Consider the following 21,194-nt stretch of genomic DNA (forward strand, 5'->3'; position numbering starts at 1 on the left):
ATTTTTCCTCAGAGTTATTAAGATAAAATTTTGGTTACAATGTCATTTATAATTGCATCTTCTTTTTTCTCATGGTCTATATAGTCCGTTTTTTTATACTGGTAAATGCTCCATTTTTCTTTTTTGTATTCTAATGCTATAAGGTTTTCTACCCAGTCACCACTGTTTAAATACATAACTTTTCCAAATTCGTTTTCGACTTCCCTCATTTGGGGTTTGTGAATGTGTCCGCAAACTACATTAATGTATTTTTTTTTGATGGCAATTTCTGCGGCCGTAGTTTCAAAATTTGATACAAAAGAAACTGCTTTTTTTACACTTTCCTTAATCATTTTAGAATAGCTTCTTTTTTCTTTTCCAAAAAGGACTAAAACCCAATTGATACAACTATTTATCAAAATCAATAAATCATAGCCTTTTCCGCCAAGTTTAGCTAAAATTTTAGCATAGCCTTTCGTAGAAGAATCGAAAACATCCCCGTGAAAAATCGAGGGTTTTTTTCCGTCTAAGTCCAGAATTAATTTATCTGCCAATTCAAAATTTCCTAAAATGAAATCGGAATATTTCCTTAAAGCTTCATCATGATTACCAGTAATATAAATAACTCGAGTTCCCTGATTCGACATTTTTATGATTTGTCGCAATACATTCATGTGTGAGGCGGGAGAATATCTTTTGCTAAAACTCCACATATCAATGATGTATCGATTTAAAACCAGCATTTTTGGCTGAATCGATTTCAAGTATTGTAGTAATTCATTGGCTTGGCAACCATATGTTCCTAAGTGTACATCGCTTAATACGACTAAAGGAATTTTTTTCTTTCTTTTCATAATTTGTTTTGACGAAATTAATTACTCTGTGTTATGGTAATGTGTCTTATGTATTATTATTACACGTTACATATTGATTTGTTAACTTTTTTTAAGACTAAAAAAGCTGTTTAATACTTTAAATTTTCCTTATTTTTGAAGAATGAAACATTTTATACTAGTCTTTTTATTATACCCTATTATGATTTGGTCCCAATCTGATTTTGAAAGAGCAGAAAAACTATATAAGGCGAATAAAATAGATCAGGCCGAGTTGGTCTTTGAATCTATTTTGCGGTCCAATCCATCGGATTTAAAAACGATTGAATATTTAGGAGACATTGCCGGGCAAAATAGATCTTGGGACAAAGCGATTGTTTATTACAAAAAGCTAAAAATTTTAAAACCTTCCGAAGCTGATTATCACTATAAATACGGAGGAGCTCTAGGAATGAAAGCCAAAGAATCCAATAAATTCAGGGCTCTTGGAATGATTGATGAAGTCAAATCCTCCTTCGAAAAAGCCATCAATCTGAATCCCAAACACATTCAAGCGCGCTGGGCTTTGATTGAAATATATATTCAGTTACCGGGTATTGTTGGCGGGAGTGAATCTAAGGCTATGAAATATTCCGATGAATTATTACGGTTGTCGCCTGTTGATGGATATTTGTCAAGAGGACATATTGAGGAATATTTTAAAAGGTATAAAGTGGCAGAACTACACTATAAAAAAGCAATACTAGCAGGAGGCTCCAAAACAAGTTATCAAAAATTAGCTGATTTGTATAAAAATAAAATGAGCGCGCCTGAAAAAGCAAAATCAATATTAGAAACCTATAATAATAAAGTTCAAGACTGATTTTTATTTCGTCTTGAATTTAAAAACCATAAATTAAAATGCGTACACATTTTATAGCTATTGGAGGAAGTGCCATGCACAATCTTGCTCTGGCATTACACAATAAAGGATATCAAGTTACAGGAAGTGACGATGCTATTTTTGAACCGTCAAAATCTAGATTAGACAAAAAAGGCATTTTACCTCCAGCATTAGGCTGGTTTCCTGAAAAAATAACATCAGCTATTGAAGCTGTAATTCTTGGCATGCATGCCAAAGCAGATAATCCTGAATTATTGAAAGCCCAGGAATTAGGACTCAAAATATATTCGTATCCGGAGTTTTTGTACGAACAATCTAAAAATAAAACACGTGTGGTTATTGGTGGCTCTCATGGAAAAACAACTATAACTTCGATGATTTTACATGTAATGCACTACCATGACATTGCTGTAGATTACATGGTTGGCGCTCAACTGGAAGGATTTGATACAATGGTGCATCTTACGGAAGAGAATGACTTTATCGTTTTAGAAGGAGATGAATATTTGTCCTCGCCGATAGACAGAAGACCAAAGTTCCATTTGTATCAGCCTAATATTGCTCTAATTTCAGGGATTGCTTGGGATCATATTAATGTTTTTCCAACTTACGAAAATTACGTGGAGCAGTTCGGAATTTTTATTGGCAAAATTACCAATGGTGGTATTCTAGTATACAATGAAGATGATGCTGAAGTAAAACGTGTTGCAGAAGCGGCTACAAATCCAATCCGAAAATTAGCCTATCATACCCCCAAATATACTGTTAATGAGGGTGTTACACTGCTGGAAACTCCGGAAGGCGACATGCCAATTGAAGTTTTTGGAGCACATAATCTAAATAATTTGGCTGGTGCCAAATGGATTTGCCAGAATATGGGTGTTGATGAAGCTGATTTTTATGAAGCGATTGCCAGTTTCAAAGGCGCATCAAAGCGATTAGAAAAAATTGCGGAGAGTAAAACAAAAGTGGCCTATAAAGATTTTGCACATTCCCCAAGTAAAGTGGCAGCAACGACTAAGGCGGTGAAAGAACAATATCCAAATCGTACTTTAGTGGGTTGTTTAGAACTTCACACTTATAGTAGCTTGAATGCGGAATTCTTGAAAGAATATGAAGGCGCACTTGAATATGCTGATACAGCTGTAGTTTTTTATTCGCCCGATGCCGTAAAAATCAAACAATTGGAGGAAGTAACACACGAGCAAATTGCTACTGCTTTTAACAGAAAAGATTTAATTATTTATACCAATCCAAAAGATTTTGCGAATTATTTGTTTAATTTAAACCTTGAAAATTCGGCTTTGTTGTTGATGAGTTCCGGTAATTACGGCGGATTGAATTTTGATGAAGTAAAGGAATTGGTAAAGTAAATAATGCTATGAAAGATTCTATAAGAATTGCTAAGACTACAAGCGAAAATCCTGATTTTATGGCTCTTATTAGCGCTTTAGATAAAAGTTTATGGGAGCGTTATCCCGAATTAAAAACCGACTATTGGGGTAATAATATTTTGGAATTAAACCCAAATGTTATTGTTGTATATTTAAAAAACGAAGCTGTTGCTTGCGGTTGTTTTAAAAAATATGATAAAAATACAATTGAAATAAAACGTATGTTTGTTTCTCCTGAGGTGCGAGGAATGGGATTGGCTCAAACTATTTTACGAGAATTGGAACTTTGGGCGCAGGATTCTGGATCATCATTTTCTGTTTTGGAAACATTATACAAGCAAAAGGAAGCCATTGCTTTGTATCAAAAAGCAGGATATGTAATTGTTGATAATTATGAGCCTTATGTGGGTTTAGACAATAGTATTTGCATGCGCAAACAAATTTAAACAACAAGCGAATGGCTGAAAATTCCTTTTTTCCTATTACCAATTGGTCCGAAGACGATAAACCACGTGAAAAACTAATGCTGAAAGGTAAAAGTGTTTTGAGTGATGCGGAACTGATAGCTATTTTGATAGGTTCCGGCAGCAGGAATGAGTCAGCGGTGGATTTGAGTAAACGGATTTTGGCAAGTGTAGATACTAATTTGAATGCCTTAGGAAAATTATCACTGTCTCAGCTCATGCAATTTAAAGGAATAGGAGAGGCAAAGGCCATTTCTATTATTGCTGCTTTAGAATTAGGAAGACGCAGAAGAGGCGAAGAGGTTGTGGAATTGACGAAAATTACTTCCAGCAAAATCATTTTCGAAATCATGCAGCCTATTATTGGGGAATTACCACACGAAGAATTTTGGATTATTTATATGAATAACTCCAATAAGGTACTGTCGAAATCCCAATTGAGTAAAGGCGGAATCACCGGAACATTGGTCGATGTGCGAATCGTTTTCAAAACGGCGCTCGAAATAGGAGCTACAGCATTGATCTTGTGTCACAATCATCCTTCCGGAACCTTGATTCCTAGTGATGCCGACAAGCAAATTACAAGAAAATTAAAATTGGCAGGTGATAGTTTAGAAATAAAAGTGTTGGATCATCTTATTATAACTGAAACCAGTTATTTCAGCTTTGCAGATGAAGGGATATTTTAAAATTACAAAATGAAACAAACACATATAAAGGACGTTTTTTTTGATTTAGATCATACCCTTTGGGATTTTGATAAAAATTCAGAGCTCACTTTTGAGACTATTTTCAATAGAAATCATCCAACGATAGCAACCAAGGAATTTATTGAAAAATATGTTCCAATTAACCAAGCGTGTTGGGCACTTTATCAATACGATAAGATTACCCATCAGGAGTTACGGTACAATCGATTGAAACACTCGTTTGATGCGTTGAGTTATACTATTTCAGATGAAGAAATAGAGACGATAGCGGAGGATTATATTCGGTTTTTGCCGGACAACAATCATCTTTTTGATGGGACAGTAGAACTTTTGGAGTATTTAAAACCTAAATACAATTTGCATATTATAACCAATGGTTTTGCGGAAGTGCAATTTAAAAAATTGAACAATTCAAAAATTGGAAGCTATTTTCAGACCATCACTAATTCAGAAATGGCTGGAGTAAAAAAACCAAATCCTATTATCTTTGATTACGCTTTAGATTTGGCCAAAGCCAAAAAAGAAAAAAGTATCATGATTGGTGATAGTTTAGAAGCGGATGTTCAAGGAGCACTGGATGCGGGACTGCAAGCTATTTTCTTTAATGAAAGTAAAGTTCAGGTAGAACAGCACATCATACAAATTAACCATTTATTAGAACTTAAAAAATATTTATAAAGATGAAAAAATCATTCGTATTCCTGCTGATATTAGTTGTTAGTTATTCCTATTCTCAATCGGTAAACGATTATAAAGCTGTGATTATTCCCGTTAAGTATGATTTCCTCAAAACAGAGAATCAGTATCGACTGACAACAATGTCTAAATTTAATCTAAACAAAGCCGGTTTTGAAGCTTTTTACAGCAACGAAGCCATTCCAAGTGATTACAATGACCGTTGCAGTTTGTTGTATATGGATGTTGTTAAAGAAAATGCTTTTTTGATGACTAAGTTATTTGTGACACTTAAGGATTGTTACGGGAAAATAATTTTCCAATCTGCAGTGGGGAAAAGCAAGGAGAAACAATATGAAACTGCGTATGGCGAAGCGCTTAACTACGCTTTTGAATCCGTTAATGAGTTGCAATATAAATATAACGGTACTACAAAAACAACTATGGAGCCAGAAGTTACCAAGCCCTTGACCGCTCCGGTGGTGTTGGCTCAAAAAGTAGTCAGCGCCTCAGTATCTGATGAAAAAGAAATGGATTTGCTTTATGCTCAGCCTACGGCAACCGGTTTCCAGTTGATTGATAGTTCTCCAAAAGTTGTTATGAAAGTTTTTAAAACCTCTAGTGCCGAATCTTTTATCGCTTTAAAAGGAGATATTAAAGGTGTTTTAATTGCTAAGAACAACCAATGGTTTTTTGAGTATTATGAAAACGACAAATTATATTCTGAAAAAATAGCAGTAAAGTTTTAGCGCAATTATAAATTAATTATTTTTCTAAAAGGGATGTACTGCGGTGTATCCCTTTTTGTATTTTAATAGCCATATTTATTTTTCCAGCGGTTTTTTAAGAATTCTCTTGTGATGTTTTCTCGGGAGTTATTTCCGGGAATATAGATGGGATTGTTGGACAGTTCATTAGGAAGGAATTCTTGTTCTGCAAAATTATTTGTGTAATCGTGTGCATATTTATATTCTTCGCCATACCCTAATTCTTTCATTAATTTAGTGGGCGCGTTGCGCAAGTGAATTGGTACCGGTAAATCGCCAGTTTGTTTTACAAGTTGTTGCGCAGTTCCAATGGCCAGATACGAAGCGTTACTTTTAGGGGAAGTGGCTAAATAAACGGCACATTGACTTAATATAATCCTGCTTTCCGGATATCCAATTGTGGCAACCGCCTGAAAGGTATTATTGGCCATAATAAAAGCAGTTGGATTGGCATTTCCTATATCTTCACTACTCAGGATAAGCATTCGACGAGCGATAAATTTAACATCTTCACCGCCTTCAATCATGCGGGCAAGCCAATACACAGCACCATTTGGATCACTTCCCCGAATGGATTTTATAAAAGCTGAAACAATGTCATAATGTTGCTCGCCGGTCTTGTCATACAAAACGGTATTTTGTTGTACTAAAGCAAAAACACGTTCGTTTGTGATTATAACATCGTCTTCTTCGGATGCATGTACAACAAGTTCAAAAATATTCAACAGCTTGCGTCCATCACCACCGGAAAGGCGCAATAAGGCTTCTGTTTCTCTTAGTTTAATGTTTTTGGTCTGCAAATAAGCGTCTGTTTTTATGGCGCGTTCCAGAAGTGTTTCTAAGTCTTTTTTGCTAAAAGCGTTCAAAACATACACCTGACATCGGGACAGTAGTGCTGGAATAACTTCAAAACTAGGGTTTTCTGTAGTGGCACCAATTAGGGTGATCCACCCTTTTTCTACCGCAGCCAATAACGAATCTTGTTGGGATTTGCTAAAACGATGAATCTCATCGATGAATAATATAGGGTTTTTAGCCGTAAACAAACCACCACTTTGCTTCGCTTTTTCAATCACCTCGCGAATGTCTTTCACACCGGAATTGATGGCACTCAAAATATAAAAGGGTCGTTTTGATTCCTGTGCAATAATTTGTGCTAAAGTAGTTTTACCAGTGCCCGGTGGCCCCCAAAAAATTAAGGAAGGGATAATTCCTTTTGTAATTTGTTGTGTCAAGGAACCATTTGGTCCAACCAAATGGGATTGACTAATATACTCTTCTAATTTTTGTGGTCGTATGCGCTCTGCAAGTGGTGCTTCCATTGTGCAAAATTAATATTTTTTTTAATCTAAGCCCATTTATGATTGTCAAATTTATTTTTTGGAGCTATTTCCAGCTGTACACTATATCCACGCAAAAAAGCGTGGGATGCCGTTTCCATCTGGGCTAGGAATTCTTGTGTTTAATTTTACTATTAGGTTACACTATGACAAAATTGCATTAAATTGCTTTTGGAGAAGTTTTTGAATTAAGAAGATCGTATAAACAAGTACGATTCATGGACAAACATTTTAAATTCACGAATTTAGTTATTGGACTGCCTCTTTTTTTTGTAGTATTCCTGTGGTTTATTTTTTGGCTCGAAATCCGATTTGATTTTGACTTTGTTCAAAACGGTATTTACCCTCGAACATTTTCAGGTCTGCAAGGAATCTTGTTCAGTCCTTTTATTCATAGTGATATAGAGCATTTGTACAACAACTCAATACCTGTATTGGTATTATTGGTCGCTTTACAATTTTTCTATGCGAAACAATCGTTGGCGGTTGTTGGGTATGGAATTCTATTGTCTGGATTTATTACGTGGATTATTGGTCGGGAGAATTACCATATTGGAGCCAGCAGTTTGATTTATGTGTTGTTTAGTTTTATTTTTTTTAAGGGAATTCAAACAAAGTACAATCGATTAATAGCCTTGTCTCTTGCCGTGATTGTTGTTTATGGGGGTTTAGTTTGGTATGTTTTTCCAAGTCCTGAGATTCCAGGTAATAAGTCTATTTCTTGGGAAGGTCACCTGGCAGGGTTGCTCTCCGGATTCCTTCTTACGTTAGTATATAAAACTCCAGAATATAAAAAAGTCCATAAGTATGATTGGGAACATCCGGATTATGATCCCGTGGCAGATAAATTCATGCAGCGATTTGATGCCAACGGTAATTTTGTAAATCTTCCAAAAAATGAAGAAAATGAGGAAAATGAAGTACAACAGCAATTATCAACGTATTATACTTCCAATTTCCATGTAGGGTATCACATTGTTACAAACAAAAAAAATGAATCAAAACGGGAGTCTTGATTCATTTTTAGTGTATTTGTTTTGGTTCCCTATTCTTTGGGAAGGGTTTGGAAATTAACTTCTCTGTCTTACCGCTTCGTATAAAAAAGCTCCACAAGCTACGGATACATTCAACGAACCAATAGTTCCAAACATGGGAAGTTTAGCTTTTTCGTCAACAATCTTCAATACAGATGGGTTTACACCACGATCCTCAGATCCCATAATTATGGCAACAGGCTCGTTCAAAGTGATATCATAGATGTTTTGATCTGTTTTTTCAGTTGCAGCAACTGTTTTGATACCGCTTGCTTGCAATAAGAAAATAGCATCTTTGATGTGTTCTACTTTGCAAATTGGAATATTGAATACAGCTCCTGCAGAGGTTTTTACCGTATCACCATTCACAGGAGCTGAGCCTGCTTTTTGAACAATAATACCGTTTACGCCGGTGCATTCAGCAGTTCTGATGATAGCGCCAAAATTACGAGCATCAGAGATTTGATCTAATATTAAGAACAATGGTTTTTTCCCGTTTTCAATTACAGATTCAATCAACGTTTCTAAATCAAAAAAGGAGATAGGGGATATGGTTGCCACTGCACCTTGATGGTTATTAGGCGTTAATCTATTTAATTTTTCAACCGGAACATAAGAAAAGTTAATATTACCGCGCTTCATCACTTTCATTAAGTCTTTCATCAGTTCGCTGCTTGCTTCCTTCTGAATGTAGACTTTGTCTACGGTCGCGCCCGCCTGTATGGCTTCGATTATAGCTCTAATCCCAAATATTTGATGTTCTTTTTCCATGCTGCAAATATATAAAAAAAACCACCATCGTAATGATGGTGGTTTTAGATATATGGAAATTTATTTAATCTAAATTTTAACTAAGGTAAAAGTTTGATTTTGTGACGATCCACTGAAGTTTAATCTTAAGTTAATGTCCCCAGTACAAGAACCTACAGATCCTGATCCAGTTACAGTTACCTTCATCCAGCCTGTGTAGTCGAACTGCTCATTAGCAGTAACAGTTGCTACTGCATTTGAAGGGTTGATTGTTACTATCATATAGGAAGTCGAAGGATTGTTTAAGTATGGATTGTTTGTATTTCTAATTCTAAATGTATACAATCCATCAGTGGATACGTATTGAACAGGCACTATATCTCCAACTGCGTAGTCAGCCCAAGCATCAGCGGTTACTTTGTAGTTACCATTGAAAGCAGCTGCACTAGCTAATGGACAAAAGAATTGAACTGAATATACAAATCCTGATGAGAAGTAAACTCCACCTACAACTGTACTAGAAGAGTTAGTGTTAGTAAATGTTCTACCATCCGTTAACACTAATTCTAATCTCATTGTAAATTTATCGGATGTAGTGTAACCTCCGGTTGTAAGCCCTAATTTAGCCAGAGTCTCAGCAAGTGTAGCACTTACTTCGCCTGTAGGTAAATTATTAGATCCTTTTGGAAAGGCTGTTGCGGAGTATGATTTTACTAATTTTTCTGCACTTGTTACTCCATTTTTAGTGTGTTTTACATACAATCTAACTTCTGATAGAAGATCTCCATTTTTACCATCTTGTTCTTCAATATTTACTGACCATTTAGAAGATGTATCAAAGAAATTAAAAGTAGATTGGTTTACTTTTAAAGTTCTTAAAATTGCACCTCTTGTAGTGTTGGCAAGTACATTGTCTGCAGTACTTTCTTCACTACTACAAGATTGTAATAGTATCATGCCCATTGCAAGTAAGCAATACGTTACGTTTTTTATATATTTTTTCATGTTTAATATTTATTAGTTACCAATTGGAAATCCAGTTGTAGCATTGTTATCCCAGAATACTCTTGCTGAAACGCTAGTTTTTTGCTTCATATTTGAATTAGAAGAAGATTCATTTGCAGGATATAAAAATGATCTTATAAATTGCCCAGGATTCGGTTCTAGATTTGGTTGAATTCTTTGAGGGAATCCAGTTCTTCTGTAAAAGTTGTACGCATCTGTACCGTTACCAAATAATGAGATAAACAATTCTTTTGCAAGAATTTCTCTTTGGCCTGTTAAAGTAGCAGCATCAAATTTGTTTCCAACTTCATTCATATAAGTTACATCTCTTGTTGTAGCAGGTACAGTTGATACAATAGCACCAGCATCTCTAGATATAAAAGCTCTCACTTTAGTAAATGATTTTTGAACTCCAGATAAAATAAATGCTTTAGCACTTCCAGTACCTCCGTATAACGCAGCTTCAGCTCTGTAGAAATCCATAGTAGAACTTAATAATATTGGTGTAACACCATCTCCTTTAGCTCCACTTAAGTTATTTACAGTTTTAAATGTATTATCATCAAAACGACCTCCTGCAGGATAAACTCCATAAGCAGTTTTCTTGTCAGCATCTGGTGGAATACCAAAATTGTCTCCATGATCTCTACCCCAGTATCCATTAGCTACTGTACAGTAAGTATAACCTCCGGCTACGTAGTGAGCTGGAGCTGGTTCAATAGAACATTTTAATGTAGTAGGGTCAATTGGTGATTGTCCGTTTAACTGTCTGTAGAAGTAGAATTTCATTCTAGGGTCAGCTATAGACTTGTCAGTTAGCATTAAATCCATAAACCAGTTTGATTGGTATTCAGAAGTACCTGTAGTTAAATAGTTGTCTCTGTATAAAGGACTTCTTCCATCAGGGTTGTTAACATTTGAATTCCAGTCAAATTGGAAATCATCTGAAGCAGTTTGCATAAAGTTTCCTGTTGCTACAATAGTATTAAAACTAGCGATAGCTGAAGCGTCAACTAATCTTCTTTGAATGTAGATTTTCATTTTAATAGAATTAGCTAACTTAATCCACTTAGTCCAATCTTTATTGTAATAAAAATCATTGAAAGTAGTTGTTGTTGGACTAGTTTCTGAAAAATTTACAATTGCTTTATCTAGTAAAACTAAAGCAGCATTGTAAATTGAAGCTCCAGTATCTGCCTTTGCATTTAGATTAGTAGCTCCTAATAAAGCTTCAGTATAGGGTACATCACCAAAAAAGTCAACTAAGTTAACAATAGTGTATGCTTCTAATACTTGCCCCATACCAATATGGCGTTTCAATCCTTTTTCTGAAGCTTTAACATTCATTAATTGGATGTTCTTTAAAACTGTTTGATAAGAAACTGCCCATTTTGAGTCTAATGTAGCAGGGCTATAAGCATTTTCATAACTTCTGCCAAACATATTAGTCATCCTTGTCACTTCCATACTTGTTCTACCATAAGCTTGCATGTTAAGTGCAAAAGAACGTTGAACACCATTTAAATAGAAATCCACATCTGCTTTGTCAACAGATAATGCATTTGGATCCTCTTTCATATCCATGTCTATTGTCTCGCAAGAAGAGTATAATAATGCCCCTAAGAACAAAATTATTACACTTGCTATTTTTTTCGTATTGTTCATAATTGTTATTTTTAAATTTAGAAACTTGCTTTAATACTAAAACCATATCTTTTAGCCGTTGGGCCATTCAAGTGGTCAAATCCTTTACCATTACCTACTCCAAGACCAGCTACGTTAGGATCGAAATTGATTCCTTTAGGAGTATTTATAGCATTGTAATACAAGTTGTTACCTGATACAGATATAGATAGAGCTCCAAATGGACTTTTATCTAATAATTTACGTGGTATGTTGTATCCAAAAGATATTTCAGAAAGTCTAATTACAGTTGCGTCATAAATTTTCATTTCGTCAGCACCAGCTATAATATTACTGAAATAATTATCTGAATTGTTGATTTGAATATCATTTACAGATCCATCAGCTTTTACACCAGGGAGAATATAGGTATTTAATCTATCTACAGTATCAGTTGTAAGACCTCTACCTAACAAAGTTGCGATTGTTTGTGAAAACATATCTCCACCTGCGGTGTAATTAATTAAAAATCCAAAATTAAAGTTTTTATATGAAAAACTATTAGAAACGTTTAATATATAATCAGGGTTTGGATTACCAATGTTAAAGATACCTTGTTCGATTTTATACAAACCAGTACTTTCTACAACTTTATTTCCATTAGCATCTCTTTGAATTCTACTACCTACAATTATACCAAATTGTTGTCCAGGAATTGCAGCATTACCTAAGTTAGAATATCCATCGTAAACAATTTGTTCTGTGTCAGGACCTAAAGAAGTAACGATAGATTTTGATTTAGTTACGTTAGCACTAACATCCCAGTTAAATCCATCGTTTGCGTGATTTATAACGTTTATACCTAAATCAACTTCAAAACCTTCTCCATCAATTTGACCGATATTTGTTTTTGTTGATCCAAATCCAGAACTTGGAGGTAATGGTCTATCAGTAATTAAATCTTTTGTTTTTCTTTTGAAATAAGAAAAATCTAAACTTACTCTATTACTCAGAAATTTGGAATCAAAACCAAGTTCAATTTCAGTCAATAATTCGGGTCTCAAATTAGGATTTCCTAAGTTATTTGAAGCTGATACAATAGGAAATGTAGTTCCTGCATCGTTTATGTTTCCTCTTGGAGCTAATGTTACGTTGTTTGAAACTGGATATCCTGTTGCAAATCCAGCAGAGGTACCATAACCCATTCTTAATTTCAAATAATTTAAACCCTTATCTGATGCTATTTCAGAGAATATTTTTGTTGGAATAAGCGCTAAACTCGCACTTGGGTAATCCAGAGTATTAATATTTGTATTAGATACCCAGTCCTTTCTTTCAGAAAGTGTCAAATAAGCCCATTTATTATAATCAAGTTCAACTTGACCATAGATACCTGCAATATTTCGGCTTTCTGAGTACTGAATTGGCGTTTGTGTTTTGAAGTTGAAGTGTCTAAATACTCCAAATCCTAATTGCTCTACACTATTAACTCCCTGACGGTCATATTTAGTAGATCTGGAAGTTGCCCCTACACTGAAATTCAGTCCTAAATTATCAGTAAGCGAGTATTGCCCGGTTACTAATATGTTATGATCCCATATTGTATTAAGGTTATCAAATGTTCTATAGTCTCCTAAAACTGGTCCAGAGGTAGATGCTCCTCCAGAACCTTTATTAGTTCCTGAAACGTTTCTTTCAGTATAATTATCAATACCTACTCTGTACGTTATGTTCAAATTGTCGTTAATGTCGTATTTCAAAGCTGAATTACCAAAAACTCTGTTTGTTAATTGTGATGTGAAAGCATTGTTTACTGTCCAATTTGGATTTACAATTCCACCATCATTTCTATAATAAACACTTCCTCCTGTAATAGGATCTTGGAAAGGTAATCCCATTAAATCTACGTTACGAGGTGTGTAAAACACATCTGAAAACACAGACAAACCTGTTCCTGAAGCTCCTGAACCTGTACTTAAAGCAACTGGTGGGCTTTTGAAATTAGTATTTGAATAGTTTAAAGTTCCGCTAATTGTAAATTTATTACTTAAAGCAGACTTACCACCAATAGAGATTGAATTTCTACCTAATTTGTTACCAGGTGTAAATCCTTCATCTTCTAAATGACCAAAGTTAAAGTTGAAACTAGTTTTTCCGTCAGCTGAAGCTCCAGCAATATTAACAGAAGTACTAGCAACTATTCCTGTTCTAAAGAAATCTTTAACGTTGTTTGGTTTTGCAGAATAAGGTACTCTTTTACCAATATATTCTGGAAAAGCAGAATTTAAGTTTGCTCTGTCGTATGGGTGTTTGATTGTGCCATCAGCAGCAATTCCAGAATTTGGATTTGCGTAACCACCAATACCATTTGGATAAAATCCAGGACCCCAGTTACTGTAGAAGTTACCAAAAGCTTGGTCAAATCCATTACCAAATTTATTTTGGTAATCTGGTAAAGATGCTATTTCGTTAGCAAAAAGTGATTGACTTACAGAAATCTCTGTTTTTTTAGGTCCTTTTTTTAAACTTCCACTTTTTGTAGTAATTAAAATTACACCATTTCTACCTTCAGTTCCGTAAAGTGTTGCAGCTGCAAATCCTTTTAAGATACTTACGTTTTCAATGTTGTTTGGATCTAAATCCAAGAATCTACTTGAACCAGAGTTACCATTAATGAATGAACCATTAGCATTCGTGTCTGAGCTAAAAGGAACTCCATCAACGATGAATAATGGTTGAGATGATCCACTAACAGAGTAGTTGCCTCTAATGTTGATGTTTGTTGCGGAACCAGAAATACCACTACCATTAATGATTTGCACTCCTGAAGCCTTTCCGCTTAAAACCCTAGCTATATCACCTTCTGACCTTTGTTCTAGATCTTTTGCTTTAACTTGGCTAACTGCGTAACCAATTGCTTGTTTCTCTCTTTTTATACCTTGAGATGTAATTACGACTTCTTCTAGAGCTTGTGAGTCTTCCATAAGTGTAACCTTCAAGTTTTCGGAACTTGCTACTCTTTCCTGAGTTTTCATTCCAATAAAGCTAAAAATCAAGATTTGGCTTGATGTAGCTTTGATTGAAAATTTTCCGTCAAAATCAGTTTGCGTCCCTGATTTAGTCCCTTTTACTAATACACTGACTCCCGTGATAGGCATTCCTGCATTATCAGAAACAATCCCCGAGACAGATCGTTCTTGCGCAAAGGTCAATTGCGTCACAAGTACTAGTAGTAGTACTAAGAATCCATTAAACTTTAGTTTCATAGTTATTATTTTTGGTTAGATTCATCAAAAATCTTAATTTTAAGTTAAAAAACCTAATTTTATCCTAATTTTTTATTTTATATAATAGTAATTAACCTTAAAAAATGTTTTTTGTTTCTTTTTAAAGCCAAAAAATTGAACTAATTGTAATTTCAGTATTTTTTTTAATTTATTGGGCTACTTGTTTCTTTCAAAAGAAGAATCAATTAATTGAAATTATTTTCGATAAAGGCCGGTCCGTTTTCTTGAAAAGATAGAATCCAATTTGTCCAAAAAATAAAAGGGAAGACAAAAATCGCGCAAGGTTCATTGCGCTTTTTTAATAAAGTAACAAAAACAATCCAAAGGATGTAATGAGGGTGGTTTATAAATAGTTTTCAAAGCGGGCAATCAGTTTGGAAAAGTATTTATTGGATAACAGTGTTTTTTCGGTGTTAACGTCTAGACCTAAAAAAAATCCCAAGATTCAATTGCTTTGAATCTTGGGATTTTTTAAGAAATACTTTATTTGGTGAGGTGAATTCCTCATTTTAGCTATTCTCCTAAGAAAGGGTATCTGTAATCTACCGGAGTAACGAAAGTTTCTTTGATTGTTCTTGGAGAAGCCCAGCGCAATAAGTTCAATGGAGAACCTGCTTTGTCATTGGTTCCTGAAGCTCTTGCTCCGCCAAAAGGTTGTTGCCCTACAACGGCACCCGTTGGTTTGTCATTAATATAGAAGTTACCGGCAGCATTTTGTAATTTCCCTGTCGCCACTTCAATTGCGTAACGGTCCTGACTGAAAACGGCTCCTGTTAATGCGTATTCAGACGTTGTATCTACCAATTCTAGTGTTTCTTCCCATTTTGCATCTTCATATACAAAAATAGTCATAACTGGACCAAATAGTTCAGTTGCCATGGTGGTATAATGAGGATTAGTCGTTACAATTACCGTTGGCTCAATAAAGTATCCAACTGATTTGTCATAGTTCCCGCCAACGATAATCTCCGCATCAGTATCTTTTTTGGCTTGGTCTATAAAACTGACCAATTTATCAAAGGAGCCTTCATGAATAACGGCAGTAATAAAATTACTAAAATCTTCTGGAGATCCCATTTTCATTGATTTTACATCCGCAATAATTTGCTCTTTTACAGCGGGCCATAAGCTTTGTGGGACATAAGATCTAGAGGCTGCAGAGCATTTTTGCCCTTGAAATTCAAATGCGCCACGTACAATTCCCGTAGAAACTTGTTTAGGGTTTGCGCTTGAATGCGCTATGATGAAATCTTTTCCGCCTGTTTCCCCCACGATTCTTGGGTACGTTTTGTAATGGTGAATGTTAGTTCCAATTTTTGCCCAGATATCTTTGAATACGTGAGTGGAACCTGTAAAGTGAATTCCAGCAAAATCCCGACTTGCCAGAATGGTATCGGTAATCATTAAAGGGTCTCCAAAAACTACATTGATAACTCCATCAGGAACACCAGCTTCTTTGAACACTTCGATTATAATTTGCGCGGAAAAAACTTGACTATCACTTGGTTTCCAGATTACAACGTTCCCCATCATTGCGGCGCTTGCTGGAAGATTTGCGGCAATTGCAGTAAAGTTAAAGGGTGTGATTGCGTATACAAATCCTTCAAGAGGTCTGTACTCTAGACGGTTCCACATATCTGAGGTGGATGCCGGCTGGTCTCCATATATTTGAGTCATGAATTCTACGTTGAAACGCAAAAAGTCAATTAGCTCACATGACGCATCAATCTCGGCCTGATGAACATTTTTAGACTGAGCAATCATGGTTGCGGCATTAATTCTGGCTCTGTAAGGGCCAGCAATTAATTCAGCGGCTTTAAGGAAAATGGCTGCGCGCTGTTCCCAAGCCATGTTAGCCCAAACTGTTCTTGACTCTAATGCATTTGCAATAGCTTTCTCGATATGTGATTTTTCGGCAAGATGATACGTTCCTACACTATGTTTGTGGTCATGAGGCGCTGACATTGTTTTGGTATTCCCTGTTCTAATTTCTTCGCTTCCTATATATAATGGTACGTCAATTTTAGAATTCCACATTCTAGTATAAGCGGCTTGTACGGCGGCTTTTTCAGGTGAATTTGGTGCATACCCTTTTACTGGTTCGTTTACTGCTTTTGGCGCATGAAAAAATCCTTTTAGCATGATAATGTAATTTGATAATCTGTTTGAAGAGATTAAGATTAGAAAATTAATAAATAAATTACTCGTTATTTTATCAAAAAATTATTGTAATGCAAAAGTACAAAGGATAATTTTAAAATTTGATAAAACAGGAATAAGAAAAAGGAATATTTTAAGTAAAAAAATTAATTCAAAGCAAATGGAGCACACAATCGGAAGGTAGGTACAATGACTTTGAAGTTTTTTGTTGAGGTGAAATTAATCATGTTAAAATACCCTTTCATCGCACCATAAGGGGATGATAATAGACAACCGGAACTATAGGTGTGAAATTCGCCAGGTTTTAAAACAGGCTTTTTCCCAATTACCCCTTCGCCATCAACAATTTCGATATCATTTAAGGAATCATAAATTTCCCAATGACGCGAGATTAATTGAACGGAATCTTTACTGTGGTTTTCAATAGTAATTTCATAACTAAATGCAAAATGAAGCTTGTAGTTCTTAACGTACGTACCTTCAAAACTAGTCAATACTGAAATTTTTATACCTCTTGTTATTTGAGAAACCATATTAAATGTGTGTGTAGGAGTTTAGTACTAACAAATTTACAAAAAAAGGGTGTCGTTTTGTTGAATTTTATGAAAGTTTTTTTAATTGATGGTGTTTATTGAATTTGCCATTCCTTTGCCCACAGCCCTGTCATAACGACCTATGTTTTCTCTGTAATAGACTACTATGGTATATTCATTTTCTGTTTGATAAAAATTGCCATCTATCGCATTTTCCGGATCAAGAACTCCTTTGTCATCTGCAACAAGGTATTGAAAGTTTGTGAACCCTTGTTTTATTAAAATAGCCTTTTCATAAAGCCCTTTTTTAGGATTATAGTCCATCTTATATTCAGGGATTAATGCGTAGTTATTGAACATACCGGCAACATAAATATTTTTATTCATTCTGAAAGTGGGGGCCGAAAGACTGAAATAGACCCAGGCATAATCCGCTTCGAATTCGCTGTCAGTAGCGCTTATATTCTTGACTACAAAAGCTCCATTAACATCTTGGGTAAAGGAATACGGAAAATTGGCTCTAGCAGCATTAGTGTATAAAAAAGAACCATAAATAGGGGTGCTAAAGTCTACCCGACCAATGTTGTTGTTTGCGGCTCTGATGTCTTTATTTTCGAAAAACAAAAACTCATTTCCCGCCCAAAACTGCGTTTCAGTATCATATTTGTAGATCAAATCATTTCCTATCGTATATTGCGGAATTATATTTTTTATACCGCTATTTAGTTGTCCGTTTTGAAGTAATAGCACTCTGACATTCCGCAACGGAGTTTGGAAAACAATGGAATTAGATTTAATTGCAAAATCTAAATTGTGTTTCAATTCAATTGTGTTTATTGTTCGTGCTCGTTTGACTTGAATGGGAACCGTAACCAGGTCTTCGTATAAAATAAATTTTCTCGAAAACACGATTTCTCTGTTTTCATCCAAAACCTTTATCATGTAATTTCCGCTGATTTTTAATTGAAGCGTAAACTGATTTGGAATGGCTAATTTGTAATGCGAATAGATTTGTAAAGTATTAAAAGAGTTGGTGTACTCCTGAATTCTCTGGTTGTCAAAACCCTCTAAATATTCGTTTTTAGGTATTGCCGTTGGGTTCCAGTTGTAATCGCAATGAATTATTTCATAATAATAATTGGCTTCATTGCCAAAAAGATCATCAAATTGCAATTGAAATCCTTCGCCTAGTTTTAAAATTGGAATTATAGTTTGGTCATTTTGAACAAATGAAATGGTTTTAATGTGGTATGGCGGAGCAACTTCTTTTTCTATTTGCGCCAAAGAAACGCAGGAATAAAATGCAGTAAGCATAAAAGCAGCTATTTTGAGCAAAGGGTTTTCCATTTTATAAAACGTAAGATTGTGTAAATATAGCAATTACCTTTTGTCTTTGGTTCATCTAGTTTTTACATTAATTATTTCGAAAGTAATAGCTGTCAAATCGTTTTAATTCGTTCCAGTCTTAAAGACTAACTGATTATTTGTATTACAAATAAACGGCTTATAAGAAAAATCAACTGACGCACTACTAAACTAAAAACCTGCTAAAAAGTAACTTTAGCAGGTTTTTTTATGGTGTAAATTTATACTTTCAATTATTTGAAACAAACCGGGATAATTTCCCCTTTGGCCAAACAATATTTTTCTACTAATTCAGGCGTAATTTTATCAGTATACTCTTCTTCGATTACTTTAAAACCGATACTTCGTAATTTATCAAAATAATCACGGCCATAAATACGGACATGATCGTATTGACCAAATATTTTAGCACGTTCTTTTTGATCGGTAATGGAATCATCTGCAAAAGTGGTGGCTCTGGATAAATCTTGTGGAATTTGTAAAATTGCCATTCCGCCCGGTTTCAAAACCCGATACAATTCCTGCATTGCTTTGGTATCATCCGGAATGTGTTCTAAAACATGATTGCACAGAATAACATCGTATTGATTGTCCTCAAAAGGTAAATTACAAATATCTGCTTTCACATCCGCTAACGGTGAAAACAAATCGGTTGTCGTGTAATCTAGATTTTTCTGGTTTCGAAACAGTTTATAAAAAGCTTGTTCCGGTGCAAAATGCAGTACTTTTTTTGGAGACGTAAAAAAATCAGTTTTGTCATTTAGATACAACCATAATAAACGGTGTCTCTCTAATGAAAGGGTACTTGGTGAAAGCACATTGTTTCTTTGTGTTCCGTAACCGTAAGGTAAAAAAGTTTTAAAGCTTCTTCCGTCAATTGGATCAGTGTATGTTGTTCCTTTTAAGGCAAGTGCAAGAACTGGGCGTGCCACATAACTTAAACGAATAAGTAGGGGCCGCGGAATGGTATTGAGTATAAGTTTAAAGAGTTTTTTCATTGTTGTTTCACAAAGATTCGCAAAGTAAACTCAAAGATTCACTGAGTTTTATTAAGAATCTGAAGTTGTATTTATAAATCGTTTTATATTGTTTTTTAAAATTTTACTGTTGTAATTTATTAGTAATCCCAAAGGATAATTTCCAAGCTTTAAATAGGTAAGTATTTGTGCAAAATGTACGGAAGTATAATTTTCGACTGTTTTCAATTCAATAACTAACTTATTTTCTACTAATAGGTCAATTCTATATCCTTGATCAAGTTTTATTTCCTTGTATATTATAGGAAGCGTTATTTCCTTTTCTACTTGCAAACCTGCTTTTTTAATTTCATAAAAAAGACATTCTTGATAGGCTGATTCCAAAAGTCCCGGGCCAAGTTGACGATGAACTTCAATAGCTAAGCCAATTACTTTATATGAAATTGCTTGTAAATCTTCAGAGATCTCTATAAATTCTTCGTTTGTCATTTATAAATAATTTAGGACTTAAATTTTTGTGAGTCTTTGAGTTTACTTTGTGAATCTTTGTGAAATGCTTTACAATACTAAAGGCTCTCGTCTAAACTCATCTTCTTCTGTACTTACAATTCCTAGCGCTTTATAAACATACGCAAACGTGGATAAAATTTCTGGTTTTCCATCGATAATGGCTACGTCGTGTTCAAAATGGGCACTTGGTTTTCCGTCAGCTGTCGTGATGGTCCAGCCGTCTTTGTGTTGCTTGATGTTTCTAGTTCCCATGTTAATCATCGGCTCAATGGCAACAACCATTCCTTCAACAAAGAGTTTGCCTCTTCCTTTTTTGCCATAATTCGGCATCTCAGGATCTTCATGCATTTTTTGTCCTACGCCATGACCCACTAATTCCCGTACGACGCCGTATCCATATGATTCGGTATATTTTTGAATGGCATTACCCACATCTTCCACACGGTTTCCTATTTTAAATTCTCGGATTCCGATATATAAGGATTCTTTGGTTATCTGTAATAGTTTTTTAGTTTCCGGAGCCACTTCGCCAATTTCAAAAGAGTACGCATGATCGCCATGGTATCCATTTTTGTAAGCTCCACAATCTACCGAGATTACATCCCCGCTTTCTAATGGTTTGTTATTTGGAATTCCATGGACTACTTGTGCGTTTGGACTCATGCAAAGGGAGTTTGGAAAACCATATAAGCCAAGAAAACTTGGTTCAGCACCATGATCGCGAATGAAGGTTTCGGCTAATTTATCCAGGTATAATGTGGTCACTCCTTCTTTGATTTCAGAAGCAATCATTCCTAATGTTTTTGATACGATCAGCGCACTTTCGCGCATTAATTCTATTTCCTCACGGGATTTTATAATAATCATAATTTCATTTTTTCAAGTTGCAAAAATACAATTTTATA

General features: G+C 34.9%; 19 protein-coding genes. 7 read left to right on the forward strand and 12 right to left on the reverse strand.

Going from position 1 to position 21,194, the window contains the following annotated elements:
- Positions 1 to 17: 17 nt before the first annotated feature.
- The gene (locus tag EKM02_RS01880) at positions 18 to 833 is read right to left on the reverse strand and encodes a UDP-2,3-diacylglucosamine diphosphatase (RefSeq protein ID WP_126451791.1); all 816 of its coding nucleotides are present in this window, start codon (positions 831 to 833) and stop codon (positions 18 to 20) included.
- A gap of 142 nt (positions 834 to 975) precedes the next feature.
- Between EKM02_RS01880 and EKM02_RS01885 the strand changes: the two genes are divergently transcribed.
- The 6 genes from EKM02_RS01885 to EKM02_RS01910 are packed head-to-tail and all read left to right on the forward strand — an operon-like array spanning position 976 to position 5,687.
- A complete protein-coding gene (locus tag EKM02_RS01885) occupies positions 976 to 1,674 on the forward strand; it encodes a tetratricopeptide repeat protein (protein WP_126451792.1) in 699 nt (232 codons plus the stop codon).
- A gap of 38 nt (positions 1,675 to 1,712) precedes the next feature.
- Positions 1,713 to 3,068, forward strand: a complete 1,356-nt coding sequence (locus EKM02_RS01890) for a UDP-N-acetylmuramate--L-alanine ligase (protein WP_126451793.1) — start codon at positions 1,713 to 1,715, stop codon at positions 3,066 to 3,068.
- Positions 3,069 to 3,076: 8 nt separating this feature from the next.
- A complete protein-coding gene (locus EKM02_RS01895; RefSeq protein WP_126451794.1) occupies positions 3,077 to 3,535 on the forward strand; it encodes a GNAT family N-acetyltransferase in 459 nt (152 codons plus the stop codon).
- Between the two features lie 11 nt (positions 3,536 to 3,546).
- Positions 3,547 to 4,242, forward strand: coding sequence for a RadC family protein (radC, locus tag EKM02_RS01900; RefSeq protein ID WP_126451795.1), 696 nt, complete (start codon positions 3,547 to 3,549; stop codon positions 4,240 to 4,242).
- Between the two features lie 9 nt (positions 4,243 to 4,251).
- Complete coding sequence (locus EKM02_RS01905; RefSeq protein ID WP_126451796.1) at positions 4,252 to 4,941, forward strand: YjjG family noncanonical pyrimidine nucleotidase; 690 nt, start codon at positions 4,252 to 4,254, stop codon at positions 4,939 to 4,941.
- Between the two features lie 2 nt (positions 4,942 to 4,943).
- Positions 4,944 to 5,687 (forward strand): hypothetical protein, encoded by a 744-nt coding sequence (locus EKM02_RS01910; protein WP_126451797.1) that lies wholly within the window; start codon positions 4,944 to 4,946, stop codon positions 5,685 to 5,687.
- A 62-nt stretch (positions 5,688 to 5,749) separates the two neighbouring features.
- Here the strand turns inward: EKM02_RS01910 and EKM02_RS01915 are convergent, their stop codons facing one another.
- On the reverse strand, positions 5,750 to 7,027 hold the full coding sequence (locus EKM02_RS01915; RefSeq protein WP_126451798.1) for a replication-associated recombination protein A: 1,278 nt from the start codon (positions 7,025 to 7,027) through the stop codon (positions 5,750 to 5,752).
- 236 nt (positions 7,028 to 7,263) lie between these two features.
- Here EKM02_RS01915 and EKM02_RS01920 point away from each other — a divergent pair, with 236 nt between their 5' ends.
- Positions 7,264 to 8,061: a rhomboid family intramembrane serine protease gene (locus EKM02_RS01920; RefSeq protein WP_126451799.1), complete on the forward strand. Its 798-nt coding sequence runs from the start codon at positions 7,264 to 7,266 to the stop codon at positions 8,059 to 8,061.
- Between the two features lie 54 nt (positions 8,062 to 8,115).
- On the opposite strand, the gene rlmB is transcribed toward EKM02_RS01920, so the two are convergent.
- The 10 genes from rlmB to map form a co-directional block, all read right to left on the reverse strand.
- Positions 8,116 to 8,850 (reverse strand): 23S rRNA (guanosine(2251)-2'-O)-methyltransferase RlmB, encoded by a 735-nt coding sequence (gene rlmB / locus EKM02_RS01925; RefSeq protein ID WP_126451800.1) that lies wholly within the window; start codon positions 8,848 to 8,850, stop codon positions 8,116 to 8,118.
- Positions 8,851 to 8,919: 69 nt separating this feature from the next.
- Entirely contained in the window at positions 8,920 to 9,792 is an 873-nt protein-coding gene (locus EKM02_RS01930; protein ID WP_126451801.1) for a hypothetical protein, read from the reverse strand.
- 54 nt (positions 9,793 to 9,846) lie between these two features.
- Positions 9,847 to 11,463, reverse strand: a complete 1,617-nt coding sequence (locus EKM02_RS01935; RefSeq protein ID WP_234423135.1) for a SusD/RagB family nutrient-binding outer membrane lipoprotein — start codon at positions 11,461 to 11,463, stop codon at positions 9,847 to 9,849.
- 53 nt (positions 11,464 to 11,516) lie between these two features.
- Positions 11,517 to 14,723: a SusC/RagA family TonB-linked outer membrane protein gene (locus tag EKM02_RS01940; RefSeq protein WP_126451803.1), complete on the reverse strand. Its 3,207-nt coding sequence runs from the start codon at positions 14,721 to 14,723 to the stop codon at positions 11,517 to 11,519.
- 534 nt (positions 14,724 to 15,257) lie between these two features.
- Positions 15,258 to 16,886: an L-glutamate gamma-semialdehyde dehydrogenase gene (gene pruA, locus EKM02_RS01945; protein WP_126451804.1), complete on the reverse strand. Its 1,629-nt coding sequence runs from the start codon at positions 16,884 to 16,886 to the stop codon at positions 15,258 to 15,260.
- Positions 16,887 to 17,050: 164 nt separating this feature from the next.
- Complete coding sequence (gene apaG / locus EKM02_RS01950) at positions 17,051 to 17,437, reverse strand: Co2+/Mg2+ efflux protein ApaG (RefSeq protein WP_126451805.1); 387 nt, start codon at positions 17,435 to 17,437, stop codon at positions 17,051 to 17,053.
- Between the two features lie 81 nt (positions 17,438 to 17,518).
- A complete protein-coding gene (locus EKM02_RS01955; RefSeq protein WP_410503686.1) occupies positions 17,519 to 18,784 on the reverse strand; it encodes a DUF5103 domain-containing protein in 1,266 nt (421 codons plus the stop codon).
- A gap of 251 nt (positions 18,785 to 19,035) precedes the next feature.
- Complete coding sequence (locus EKM02_RS01960; protein WP_126451806.1) at positions 19,036 to 19,800, reverse strand: class I SAM-dependent methyltransferase; 765 nt, start codon at positions 19,798 to 19,800, stop codon at positions 19,036 to 19,038.
- A 51-nt stretch (positions 19,801 to 19,851) separates the two neighbouring features.
- Positions 19,852 to 20,268 carry a GxxExxY protein gene (locus EKM02_RS01965; RefSeq protein ID WP_126451807.1) on the reverse strand — a complete coding sequence of 139 codons (417 nt, stop codon included), beginning with the start codon at positions 20,266 to 20,268 and terminating at the stop codon, positions 19,852 to 19,854.
- A gap of 69 nt (positions 20,269 to 20,337) precedes the next feature.
- Positions 20,338 to 21,156: a type I methionyl aminopeptidase gene (map, locus tag EKM02_RS01970; protein ID WP_126451808.1), complete on the reverse strand. Its 819-nt coding sequence runs from the start codon at positions 21,154 to 21,156 to the stop codon at positions 20,338 to 20,340.
- Between the last annotated feature and the right edge of the window lie 38 nt (positions 21,157 to 21,194).

Origin of the sequence: Flavobacterium sp. RSP49 (assembly GCF_003968735.1) — a bacterium.
Taxonomy (GTDB): domain Bacteria; phylum Bacteroidota; class Bacteroidia; order Flavobacteriales; family Flavobacteriaceae; genus Flavobacterium.